Origin of the sequence: Tepidibacter aestuarii, assembly GCF_934924865.1 — a bacterium.
GTDB classification, from domain to species: Bacteria; Bacillota; Clostridia; order Peptostreptococcales; family Peptostreptococcaceae; genus Tepidibacter_A; species Tepidibacter_A aestuarii.
Genome location: NZ_OW235315.1, coordinates 228045 through 240279 on the forward strand (window position 1 = coordinate 228045; position 12235 = coordinate 240279).

Annotated in this window: 10 protein-coding genes; all 10 read left to right on the top strand. The window is 30.6% G+C overall.

Features of this window, described 5'->3' with window-relative positions; translation table 11 throughout:
- Positions 1-3: 3 nt before the first annotated feature.
- Complete coding sequence (purC, locus tag M2214_RS01125) at positions 4-702, top strand: phosphoribosylaminoimidazolesuccinocarboxamide synthase (RefSeq protein WP_248481863.1); 699 nt, start codon at positions 4-6, stop codon at positions 700-702.
- 30 nt (positions 703-732) lie between these two features.
- Positions 733-2091 (top strand): amidophosphoribosyltransferase, encoded by a 1359-nt coding sequence (gene purF / locus M2214_RS01130; protein WP_248481871.1) that lies wholly within the window; start codon positions 733-735, stop codon positions 2089-2091.
- 1 nt (position 2092) lies between these two features.
- A complete protein-coding gene (gene purM, locus M2214_RS01135; protein WP_248481873.1) occupies positions 2093-3121 on the top strand; it encodes a phosphoribosylformylglycinamidine cyclo-ligase in 1029 nt (342 codons plus the stop codon).
- Positions 3115-3705 (top strand): phosphoribosylglycinamide formyltransferase, encoded by a 591-nt coding sequence (gene purN / locus M2214_RS01140; RefSeq protein WP_248481875.1) that lies wholly within the window; start codon positions 3115-3117, stop codon positions 3703-3705. The genes purM and purN overlap by 7 nt, the downstream gene beginning before the upstream one ends.
- A complete protein-coding gene (gene purH, locus M2214_RS01145) occupies positions 3698-5230 on the top strand; it encodes a bifunctional phosphoribosylaminoimidazolecarboxamide formyltransferase/IMP cyclohydrolase (protein WP_248481878.1) in 1533 nt (510 codons plus the stop codon). The genes purN and purH overlap by 8 nt, the downstream gene beginning before the upstream one ends.
- Before the next feature lie 23 nt (positions 5231-5253).
- Positions 5254-6507 carry a phosphoribosylamine--glycine ligase gene (purD, locus tag M2214_RS01150; protein WP_248481880.1) on the top strand — a complete coding sequence of 418 codons (1254 nt, stop codon included), beginning with the start codon at positions 5254-5256 and terminating at the stop codon, positions 6505-6507.
- A gap of 1 nt (position 6508) precedes the next feature.
- On the top strand, positions 6509-10276 hold the full coding sequence (locus M2214_RS01155) for a phosphoribosylformylglycinamidine synthase (protein WP_248481882.1): 3768 nt from the start codon (positions 6509-6511) through the stop codon (positions 10274-10276).
- 329 nt (positions 10277-10605) lie between these two features.
- On the top strand, positions 10606-11034 hold the full coding sequence (locus M2214_RS01160; protein WP_248481883.1) for a flavodoxin: 429 nt from the start codon (positions 10606-10608) through the stop codon (positions 11032-11034).
- A gap of 185 nt (positions 11035-11219) precedes the next feature.
- Complete coding sequence (locus M2214_RS01165; protein ID WP_248484721.1) at positions 11220-11603, top strand: transcriptional repressor; 384 nt, start codon at positions 11220-11222, stop codon at positions 11601-11603.
- Positions 11604-11811: 208 nt separating this feature from the next.
- Positions 11812-12096: a FeoA family protein gene (locus M2214_RS01170; RefSeq protein WP_330651529.1), complete on the top strand. Its 285-nt coding sequence runs from the start codon at positions 11812-11814 to the stop codon at positions 12094-12096.
- The last annotated feature ends 139 nt before the right edge of the window (positions 12097-12235 follow it).

The following is a 12235-nucleotide window of genomic DNA, read 5'->3' on the forward strand; positions in this document are numbered from 1 at the left end:
AATATGGAAATGCTTTATGAGGGAAAGGCTAAGAAAATTTTTAAAACGGATAATGATGGTGAATATTTAGTTTATTATAAAGATGATGCTACTGCATTTAATGGAGTTAAGAAGGATGAAATAAATGAAAAGGGAATTATAAATAATAAGATATCTTCTTATGTATTTGAACTTTTAGAAAACAATGATATAAAGACTCATTATATAAAGAGAACTTCTGATAGAGAAATGATAGTTAAATCTGTAGATATAGTTCCTCTTGAAGTTATAGTTAGAAATGTATCTGCTGGATCTATGTGTAAAAGATTTGGAGTAGATGAAGGTATAGAATTTGAGTCTCCTGTATTTGAATTTTCATATAAGAACGATGACTTAGGAGATCCTTTAATTAACGATTATCATGCTATAGGTTTAAAAATTGCTACAAAAGAAGAATTAGATTATATAAGAAACCAAGCTTTTAAAATAAATGAAATATTAAAGAAGTTTTTTAAAAAGCTAGATTTAAGATTGATAGATTTTAAATTAGAGTTTGGAAAAACTCAAGATAATCAGATAGTACTTGCTGATGAGGTTTCTCCTGATACTTGTAGATTATGGGATATTAATACAAATGAAAAGATGGATAAGGATAGATTTAGAAGAGATTTAGGAAATGTTATAGATGCTTATAAAGAGGTTCTTAGTAGAATCGAGTTATAAATGTTTTTAGCTCAAGAGAGGGTGATAAATATGTGCGGAATTATAGGTATTAGTTCAAATAAAGATGTATCTAAGGAACTCTACTATGGACTTTATTCCCTACAGCATAGGGGTCAGGAAAGTTGTGGAATAGCTGTTTTAAATGAAGATAACAATATAAATTATCATAGAGGTATGGGTCTTGTATCAGACGTTTTAAAAGAACAAGAGCTGAATAATCTAAGTGGACATATAGGTATAGGCCATGTTAGATATTCAACTGCTGGAGGAAGTCATTTATCTAATTGCCAACCGCTAGCTGGAGTTTGTAGAAGAAGGAAATTATCTATAGCTCACAATGGAAATTTGATAAATCACGACTACTTAAGAGAAACTCTTGAAGAAGAAGGATTTATGTTTCAAACATCTATAGACTCTGAGGTTATATTGTATATATTATCTAGATACTATAAAGGGAACATTATAGATAGTGTGAAAATTACTATGGACTATATAAAAGGAGCATATTCTCTAGTAATACTTAGCGAAGAAGGGCTTGTAGCTGTTAGAGATCCTTATGGATTTAGACCGTTAGTTCTTGGTAAAAAAGGTGATGAATATATAGTTTCATCAGAAAGTTCTTCTATAGATATACTTGGAGGAGAAGTTATAAGAGATATAGAGCCAGGAGAGATAGTTCTTATAAATAACGGAGAAGTTAAATCTTATAATTACAAAGATAATTACAAGGAAAAGCAAAAGACTTGTATATTTGAGCATGTGTATTTTGCTAGGAATGATGCTATAATAGATGGCGTTAATGCATATGAATTTAGAGTAAGATCAGGTCAAATACTTGCAAAAGAAGACGATATAAAAGCTGATATAGTAATACCTGTTCCGGATTCAGGGATACCCGGAGCATTAGGATATAACAAAGAGAGCAATATACCTTTAAAAGAAGGACTAGTTAAAAACAGATATGTTGGAAGAACATTCATAAAACCTACTCAAAGTGAGAGAGAGATAGGAGTAAAATTAAAACTTAATCCTCTGACTTCTGTAGTTAAAGGAAAATCTATAGTATTAATTGACGATTCTATAGTTAGAGGAACGACATCAAAGATACTTATAGACTCACTTAAAAAAGCTGGAGCGAAAGAGGTACACCTTAGAATAACATCTCCTCCGGTTAAATATTCTTGCTATTTTGGAATAGATACACCGAGAAGAAGTCAGTTAATAGCATCTCAAAATTCTGTAGAGGATATAAGGAAAGAGATAGGTGCAGATTCTTTAAAATTCTTATCTACAGATGCACTTATGAAAGCAGCAGATTGTAATGATATATTCTGTATGGCTTGCTTTGATGGTAAATATCCAATAAAGCCTATGGTCGAGGAGGATTAGTATGAACAAGATAACTTATAGAGATAGTGGAGTTAATATAGATGAAGGAAATAAAGCTGTAGATATTATAAAGGAAAAAGTTAAGTCTACTTATAATAAAAATGTTTTAGGCGATTTAGGAAGCTTCAGTGGTCTATACAGCATAAAAGATTGTTTAAGTATGAAAGAACCTGTTTTATTATCTTCTACAGATGGAGTTGGTACTAAGCTTAAGATTGCTCAGATTATGGATAAGCATGATACTGTAGGAATAGATTTAGTAGCAATGTGTGTAAATGACCTTATATGCCAGGGAGCAAAGCCTCTGTTTTTCCTAGATTATATAGCTACGGGAAGTCTTAAATCAAACCAAGTAGAGGATATAGTTTCAGGTATTGTAGAGGGATGTAAGGATTCGGGATGTGCACTTGTGGGTGGAGAAACTGCAGAAATGCCTGGAATGTACAGCGAAGATGAGTACGATTTAGCTGGATTTTCTGTTGGTATATGTGATAAAGAAAATATAATAACTGGAGAGAATGTAAAAGAAGGTGATGTTCTCATAGGTATATCATCTAGTGGAATACATAGTAATGGATTCTCTCTAATAAGAAAAATATTCTTAGATAAGTTAAGTTGGACACTTGATAAGTATGTAGATGAACTTGGAAAAACTTTAGGAGAAGAATTGTTAACTCCTACTAAAATATATGTAAATACAGTAATGAGCTTAATATCTAAATATAATATAAAATCTATAGCTCATATAACTGGTGGTGGATTAATAGAAAATGTTACAAGGGTTATACCAAAGGGTTTAGGATTAAGTATAAACAAAAATTCATGGAGAGAACTAGATATATATTCTCTTATAAAAAAGCTAGATTTAGTTGATGAAAGAGAACTATATAGAAGCTTTAATATGGGAGTAGGGCTTGTAATTATAGTTGATAAGAATGAGGCAAGAGATATAGTTGATTTTATAAATCAAAATGAAGAAGCTTATATAATAGGCGAAGTAACTGGTAATAGTGGTGTTGTACTATGTTAAATATAGCCGTTATGATATCAGGCTCTGGAAGCAATCTTCAGAGTCTGATAGATGGTTGTAAGGATGATATAAATGGAGATATAAAGATAGTTATATCTGATAATAAAGAAGCTTATGGACTTACAAGAGCTAGAGAAAATAAAATAAAAGCTGTGTATGAAAAAGATGAAAAAAAGATAATAGAAATGTTAAAAAATGAAAATATAGATTTGATAGTCTTAGCTGGATATCTAAAAATAATAAGTGAAGAATTTGTAAGTGAGTTCAAAGATAAGATAATAAACATACATCCGTCTTTGATACCTTCATTTTGTGGTAAGGGGTATTATGGTAAGATTGTTCATCAAAAGGTTCTTGAATACGGTGCTAAAATAACTGGAGCTACAGTTCATTTTGTAGATGAGAAAGCAGATAATGGTCCTATTATAATCCAAGAAGCAGTAGAGGTTGAAGATGTTGATACTGTAGATACTCTTCAAAAAAGAGTGCTTCATGTGGAACATAATATACTAAAAAAAGCAGTTAAGTTATTCTGTGATGAAAAACTTGAAATTAGGGGAAGGAGAGTGCTTATAAATGAATAAAAGAGCATTAATAAGTGTTACTAATAAAGAAGGAATAGTTGATTTTGCTAGAGAACTTGTAAAACTTGGATATGAGATAGTATCAACAGGGAATACTTATAAGGTAATAACAGATTCTGGAGTAGATGCACTTAAAATAGATGAGGTAACAAATTTTCCTGAAATATTAAATGGAAGAGTGAAAACTTTAAATCCATATATACATGGAGGAATACTGTTTGAAAGAGATAAGTCTGAACATATAGATACTATAAAAAAACATAATATATGTCCTATAGATATTGTTGTAGTTAACTTATATGATTTTGAAGGATCTCTTAAAAAAGACGAAGACCATGCCAAAATGATAGAAAATATAGATATAGGAGGCCCTACTATTATAAGAGCGGCATCTAAAAATTATAAAGATGTAACTGTAATAGTTGATCCTAAGGATTATGATATCATAATAGATAAAATTAAAAATAACTCTCTATCTGTCGAAGATAGACTAAATCTTGCCTTTAAAGCCTTTTCTATAACAGCTCGTTATGACTCTTTAATTTCTACTTACTTTGCAAATAGTTTGGGAGAAAAATATCCTCAATATTTAAATTTAACGTTTGAGAAACAGTATGAGCTTAGATATGGAGAAAATCCACATCAAAAGGCATGCTATTATAAAGATAGCTTTAGTCAAAAAAGTATATTAGATTTTGAAAAATTACATGGGAAAGAATTATCTTTCAATAATATAAATGATTTAAACGGATGTCTTAATATAATGAGTGAATTTAAAGATGAAGATTATATAACAGCAGTTGCTGTAAAACATACTAACCCATGTGGAGTAGCTGTTGGAAAAAATTCATATGAAGCATTCAAAAAATGTTATGAATCAGATCCTGTATCTATATTTGGAGGAATAGTAGGAATAAATTCCACTGTTGATGAGGATACAGCTAAGATGTTAAATGATATATTCTTAGAGATAATTGTAGCATATGACTATACAGATAAGGCGCTTGAAATATTAACACAAAAGAAGAATGTTAGAATACTTAAAATAGATGACTTAAATAAAAGTAGCAGAGGGTACGATTTTAAATATTTAGATGGAAAGCTTTTAGCACAAGATGAGGACGAGAAGTTACTTGATAAATTTGAAGTTGTAACTGAGAGTAAGCCAAGCGACAAAGAAATAGAAGATATGAAGTTTGGAATGAAGATAGTTAAGAATATGAAGTCAAATGGAATCGCTATAGTTAAGGATGGAAAAACTATCGCTTTAGGGCCTGGACAGACTAGTAGAATATGGGCACTTGAAAACAGTATAAATAATAACTGTGACAAGGACTTTAACGGTGCTACACTTGCATCAGATGCATTTTTCCCATTCGATGATTGTGTAAGACTTGCTGCAAAATACGGTATTAAAAATATAATACAACCTGGAGGATCACTTAAGGATGCAGATTCTATAAAGGCTTGTGATGAGTTAGGAATATCTATGGTGTGTACAGGAGTTAGACATTTTAAACACTAAAATATAAGCGACGGGGTGATTTTATGAAAGTTTTAGTAGTTGGAAGTGGAGGGCGTGAGCACGCTATTTGTTATAAGCTATCAAATGAAGATAAGGTTGATAAAATATACTGTGCTCCCGGAAATGCTGGAATATCTGAAATCGCTGAAACTGTTGATATTAAGGATAGCGATATAGACTCTTTAGTTGAATTTGCAAAGAAAAAAGATATAGATATTACTATAGTAGGACCTGAGCTTTCGCTTGTAATGGGAATAGTTGATGAGTTTGAAAAAAATAATATGAAGATATTTGGACCTAATAAAGCATGTGCACTTCTTGAGGGAAGTAAGGCTTATTCTAAAGAGTTTATGATAAAACATAATATCCCTACAGCTAGATATAAAGAATTTAATAATTTAAATGAAGCTATAAAAAATGTGGGTATATACGGATATCCTGTTGTAGTTAAGGCTGATGGTCTTGCTGCTGGAAAAGGTGTAATAATAGCTAGTTGTGAAAATGAAGCTGTTGATAGCTTAAAGGATATGATGCAAAACAAGAAATTTGGAATATCGGGTGAAAAGGTAATAATAGAAGAGTTTTTAACTGGCATAGAGACATCTATATTGACTTTCGTAGACAATGAAACTATAGTACCTATGGTAAGTGCAAAGGATCATAAAAAAATATTTGACGGTGAAGTTGGACCGAATACTGGAGGAATGGGAACATTCTCACCAAGTGATATATATGATGAAAAGTTGCAAATAGAGATAGATGAAAAAGTATTAAAGCCTATAATGGAAGGACTTAAGAAAGACAATTTAAAATATAAAGGTATACTTTTTATAGGACTTATGATAACAAGTGATGGGCCAAAGGTTTTAGAGTTTAATGTTAGATTTGGAGATCCTGAAACACAGGTAGTTCTTACAAGGCTCGAAAGTAGTTTGATAGATATAATAGAGAGCATTTTAGATAATAGATTAAGTGATACCCATATAAAGTGGAGCGATAAGAAAACTGTCTGTGTAATGCTTACATCGGGTGGATACCCTAATAACTATGAAAAAGGAAAAGTTATAAACATAGATGATTTAGACGAGGACATAATTTTATTTCATAGTGGTACTAAAATTGAAAAAGAGCTTCTATTAACAAATGGAGGAAGAGTCATTGGGGTAAGCGCAAAGGCAGATACTCTAAAGGAAGCTACAAGAAAAGTATATGAAAACATAGATAAGATATATTTTGATGGCATGCATTATAGAAGAGATATTGGGGAGTGTGAGTAATATGTCTAATATAAAAAGATTGTTCGTAGAGAAAAAATCTGGATTTGATGTAGAATCTCAAAGGTTACTTAGGGATATAAAAGTAAACTTAGGGGTAAAAAATATAAACAATATTAGAGTTGTAAATAGATATGATATAGAGAATATATCGGATGATGTATATGAAAAGTCTGTTAAGAGTATATTCTCTGAGCCCAACATAGATAATGTATATCATGAGAATATAGATATAGATGATAATTCAAAGATGTTCGCTATAGAATATCTTCCTGGACAGTATGACCAAAGAGCTGATTGGGCTGTTCAATGTATAGAAATATTAACTCAAAACAGTAGACCTTTAGTTAACTTTGCTAGAGCTATAGTAATAGAGGGAAAAATTGATGATACTGAGTTTGAGAATATAAAAAATTATCTTATAAACCCTGTAGATTCAAGGGAAGCTAGATTAGATAAACCGGAAAAGCTGGTTGTAGAAATTGACCGTGTAGATGAGGTTGAGGTTATAGATAACTTTATAGACATGGATGAGAATGATTTAAAAGAGTTTATAAAAGATAGAGGCCTTGCAATGCTATATGATGATCTAGTGTTGATACAAGATTATTTTAAAAATACAGAAAAGAGAAATCCTACTATAACTGAGATAAAGATAATAGATACTTATTGGTCAGATCACTGTAGACATACTACTTTTTTAACTAAGGTAGAAAGTGTAGAGATAGAAGATGGAAAGTATTCAGATATAATAAATAAGACTTATGATGAGTATAAGGAATCTAGAAGCTACGTATACGAGTCAAGAGAGAAAGATATAACGCTTATGGATATAGCAACTATATCTATGAAGGAGCTTAGAAAGAAAGGACTACTTGAAGATTTAGATGTATCTGAAGAGATAAATGCATGTAGTATAAATGTAGATGTAGAAATAGATGGTGAAACCCACAAATACCTAGTAATGTTTAAGAATGAAACACATAATCATCCTACTGAAATAGAGCCATTTGGAGGAGCTGCTACTTGTCTTGGAGGAGCTATAAGAGATCCTTTATCAGGAAGAAGTTATGTATATCAAGCTATGCGTATAAGTGGATGTGCAAATCCTCTTCAAGATATAAGTGATACTCTTGATGGCAAGTTACCTCAAATTAAGATAACTAAGGAAGCTGCACATGGATACAGTTCTTATGGAAATCAAATAGGCGTAGCTACAGGATTTGTTGATGAAGTGTATGACGATGACTTTGTAGCAAAGAGAATGGAAGTTGGAGCAGTTATTGCTGCAACACCAAAGGATGAGGTAATAAGAAAGACTCCTGAATCTTCAGATGTAGTTATATTAGTTGGTGGAAGAACTGGAAAAGATGGATGTGGAGGAGCTACAGGTTCATCTAAAGAGCATAGCGAAGAGTCTATATCTACTTGTTCTGCTGAAGTGCAAAAGGGAAATGCTCCAACAGAAAGAAAGATACAAAGATTATTTAGAAATAAAAAAGTAAGTTCTATGATAAAAAGATGTAATGACTTTGGTGCAGGTGGAGTATGTGTAGCTATAGGAGAGCTGGCAGATGGTATAGATATAGATCTTAATAAGGTACCTAAAAAATATGAGGGTCTTGATGGAACTGAAATAGCTATATCTGAATCTCAAGAGAGAATGGCTGTTGTTATAGATAAAGATAATTTAGAGGAATTTATAAAACATGCACATGAAGAGAATGTTGAAGCTACTCATGTTGCAACTGTAACAGGTGACAATAGAGTAAGAATGAGTTGGAATGAAAAGCTTATAGTAGATATAAGCAGAGATTTCTTAAATACTAATGGAGCTAAACAATACACAGATGTATTAATAAAATCCACAGATGAAGATACTAATTATTTTGAAAATACAGAAATAGTTGGGGATAACTTAGAAGATAAGTGGATAAATAAATTAAAGGATTTAAATGTATGTTCTAAAAGAGGATTAATAGAGATGTTTGATACATCTATAGGGGCTGGTACTGTACTTATGCCTTTGGGTGGTAAGTATCAATCAACTCCTGCTGATGCTATGGTATGTAAGATACCTGTATTAAAGGGAAGTACACCTACAGCTACTGCCATGGCTTACGGATACAACCCTAAAATAGGAAAATGGAGTCCATTCCATGGTGCTATATACGCATTAGTTGAATCTATATGTAAGATAGTATCTGTTGGTGGAGACTATAATAATATAAGACTTACGTTACAAGAATACTTTGAAAAAATAGGAAAGAACAAAGAAAAATGGGGAAAACCATTCAGTGCACTGCTTGGAGCATACTTAGTTCAAAAAAGATTAAATATACCAGCTATAGGTGGTAAGGATAGTATGTCTGGAACATTCGAAGATATAAATGTTCCTCCTACATTAATATCATTTGCTGTTGATGTTGTGGATTCAGACTATGTTATATCCCCAGAATTTAAAAAATCAAACTCTAAGATTGTCTTATTATCCACAAGAAAAGATGATAATTATATTGTAGATTTTGATTGTTTAAAATCTAATTTAGATATTATAACAAAAAACATAAAGAATAAGAAGATAATATCTGCTTATCCTATAAAAGTTGGAGGAATATGTGAAGCTGTAAGTAAGATGTCATTTGGAAATAAAATAGGATTTAAGTTTAAAGACGAAATGAGTGATAAAGAGTTATTTTTACCTGACTATGGAAGTTTTGTTCTTGAAATTGAAGATAAAGTTGATGTCGATGAAATATTTAAAAACTGTGACTACAGAATATTAGGAAATACTAATTCTAGTGATCATATTGAAATAAACAGTATAAAATTAGATATGGATAAAATGCATAGCGCTTGGAGCAATACATTAGAAAAAGTATTTCCAACTAAAACTACTGATATAAATCAAAAGATAGAGACTCTACACTATGAAAAATCAAATATAATAAAACCAAGATCTACTATATCAAAGCCTAAAGTATTAGTGCCTGTATTCCCGGGAACTAACTGCGAATACGACTGTATCAAAGCATTCGAGAGAGCAGGCGGAGATTGCCATACTAGTATATTCAAAAACTTAAAATCACAAGATATACAAGACAGCATAGATGATTTTGTGAAAAAAATAAACCAATCTCAAATAATAATGCTGCCAGGTGGATTTAGTGCAGGCGATGAGCCAGATGGGTCTGCTAAATTTATAGTAAACGTATTAAAAAATCCTAGAATAAAAGAAGCTATTATGGAACTTTTAAACAACAGAGACGGATTAATGCTAGGTATTTGTAATGGATTCCAGGCACTGATAAAACTTGGACTACTTCCTTATGGAGAGATAAAGGATATTGATGAAAATGATCCAACGCTTACTTACAACAATATAGCTAGACATCAATCTAAGGCTGTAGAAACTAAGATAGTGTCAAACCTATCTCCTTGGATGTCTAATGTAAAAGTTGGAGATATACATTCTATACCTATATCACATGGAGAAGGTAGATTCGTATGTAATGAAAGTATGATAGAAAAACTTATAAAGAGCGGACAAATAGCTACACAGTATGTTGATAGAAATAAAAATGCAACATACGATATAGACTTTAATCCAAATGGTTCATTCTATGCGGTTGAAGGAATAACAAGTCCTGATGGAAGAATATTAGGTAAGATGGGACACTCTGAGAGAATTGGAGATAATGTTCTTAAGAATATAGATGGAAATAAGGATCAAAGATTATTTGAATCTGGAATAGAGTATTTTAAGTTATAAAATCAAAAGATTGATAAAAAGAACCTAGATTTTTTATAAAAAATCTAGGTTCTTTTTATAGTTTGTAGGTAATCAAAAACTGTCTATAAAAATACCATGAATACAACGATATTTTGAATACAACTAACCGTTTATCTTATTAATAATTCTAAAATTTACAAAACTCCCTTACGGGCAGATACGCAAATTTTATCACTAAATTTAGAAAAGCCTGTTGATATGTGGATAAATGATGTTGATAATTATTTTCAAATAACACCTTTACAAAATTTCTCTATATGCTATAATTGATAATGATAATGCTTATCAATTAAAAAGGAGGTATATTTATGAAAAAAATATCTATAGTTTATTGGAGTGGAACAGGAAATACAGAAATTATGGCACAAGCTATATCAAAAGGTGCTTCTGATAATAGTGAAGTGAAGCTTGTAAGAGCAGAAGATGCTACTAAAGAAGATATTTTAAATGCTGATGCAGTGGCTATCGGTTGCCCATCTATGGGAGCTGAAGAACTTGAATCTGAGTATATGGAACCATTTATAGCTTCTTTTGAGAATATAGATTTAAACGAAAAGCCTATGATTTTATTCGGGTCATATGATTGGGGCGACGGAGAATGGATGAGAGAATGGGATGAGAGAATGAAAAATTATGGAGCTAATATATTACAAGAAGGATTAATAGCTCATTTAAGCCCAGAAGATGAAGATTTACATAAATGTGAAGAAATAGGAAAGAAATTAGCTAGTATTTAATTATTAGTTAAGAAATAACTTTAATTTTAGAATGATGGATATGAAAATAATGATATTGCATTAAACATTTTCATACCCATCATTTTTATGTATAGCAAATTTTGTGTTTACAAAAATAAAAAAATATGATAGATTTATTGACAATGATAATCAATATAAATTATAAGGAGGCATAGTTGATTAGTATGAATCTATCTAAAAACAAGTCAATAATATATAGGGTGTTTAAAGAAAATCCTAATTTAGAATTAGATATAAATGATATATTAAATTTTATAAATAAAGATAAATTAGCAATAAGCAAGAGAACTGTATATAGGTCTATAGAAAAGCTTGTAGGTATGGGCAAAATATACTGTAGTTCTATATATGATAGAAAAAGGAAGTTTAAACTAAGTGATATGAATTATTGCGAAATTATATGTAATAAATGTAATGATTTAAAAAAAATAAAGATAATAGACCATAATAAATTTAAAAAATACACAATAGGTGATAAATCATTTGATATAACTAGTGGATATATTAAGTTTTATGGTACGTGTAGTAAATGCTTGGGGAAAATATAGAAAAGACATTGACAATCACTATCGATAGAGATATAATTTATAATTATAATGATAATTATAATCAAATGAAGAGTAAGAATAATTGAGATTAAAAATTATTATAGAATATAACATTTTTCAAGTGAAGGCATGATTCGTGCAACAGAAAATATATTGAAAAAACTGCTTTAAAGATTAAAAAGTGATATATATTAGGGGAGGTATACATATGGTTGGTACTTTAGTGAGTGGAATGATGAATGAAGCTTGTAAATTTGAAGGGACAAGTGATTGTTCGATAAAAAATTTATCTGAAGCGGAAGTGGATGTGGAATATACAATAAAAGCGATTGAGACCGATGATGAGGAGATGAAGAGTTTTTTATTTACGCTGGGATGTTACGAAGGTGAAAAAGTTACAGTAATATCGGTATTGGCTGAAAACTATGTAATATCAGTAAAAGATGCAAGGTATAGTATTGATTTGGAATTGGCACAAGCTATAAGTGTATAAAATTTTATTGAGGCTATAGAGATATAGCTTTTAAATTGGGAATAAAGTTAACTAAAGGTAACTCTGATATCTGATTTCATATAAAAAAAATATTAATTCGCATTTATTCTAAGTTAGCAATACTGATAAAAGAATTTTT

Bases quoted from the DNA above. Each gene is read 5' to 3' on its own strand.
- M2214_RS01165 (WP_248484721.1), top strand. From the start codon at position 11,220: ATGAATCTATCTAAAAACAAGTCAATAATATATAGGGTGTTTAAAGAA.
- M2214_RS01170 (WP_330651529.1), top strand. From the start codon at position 11,812: ATGGTTGGTACTTTAGTGAGTGGAATGATGAATGAAGCTTGTAAATTT.
- purN (WP_248481875.1), top strand. From the start codon at position 3,115: ATGTTAAATATAGCCGTTATGATATCAGGCTCTGGAAGCAATCTTCAG.
- purM (WP_248481873.1), top strand. From the start codon at position 2,093: ATGAACAAGATAACTTATAGAGATAGTGGAGTTAATATAGATGAAGGA.
- M2214_RS01160 (WP_248481883.1), top strand. From the start codon at position 10,606: ATGAAAAAAATATCTATAGTTTATTGGAGTGGAACAGGAAATACAGAA.
- purD (WP_248481880.1), top strand. From the start codon at position 5,254: ATGAAAGTTTTAGTAGTTGGAAGTGGAGGGCGTGAGCACGCTATTTGT.
- purF (WP_248481871.1), top strand. From the start codon at position 733: ATGTGCGGAATTATAGGTATTAGTTCAAATAAAGATGTATCTAAGGAA.
- purH (WP_248481878.1), top strand. From the start codon at position 3,698: ATGAATAAAAGAGCATTAATAAGTGTTACTAATAAAGAAGGAATAGTT.
- purC (WP_248481863.1), top strand. From the start codon at position 4: ATGGAAATGCTTTATGAGGGAAAGGCTAAGAAAATTTTTAAAACGGAT.
- M2214_RS01155 (WP_248481882.1), top strand. From the start codon at position 6,509: ATGTCTAATATAAAAAGATTGTTCGTAGAGAAAAAATCTGGATTTGAT.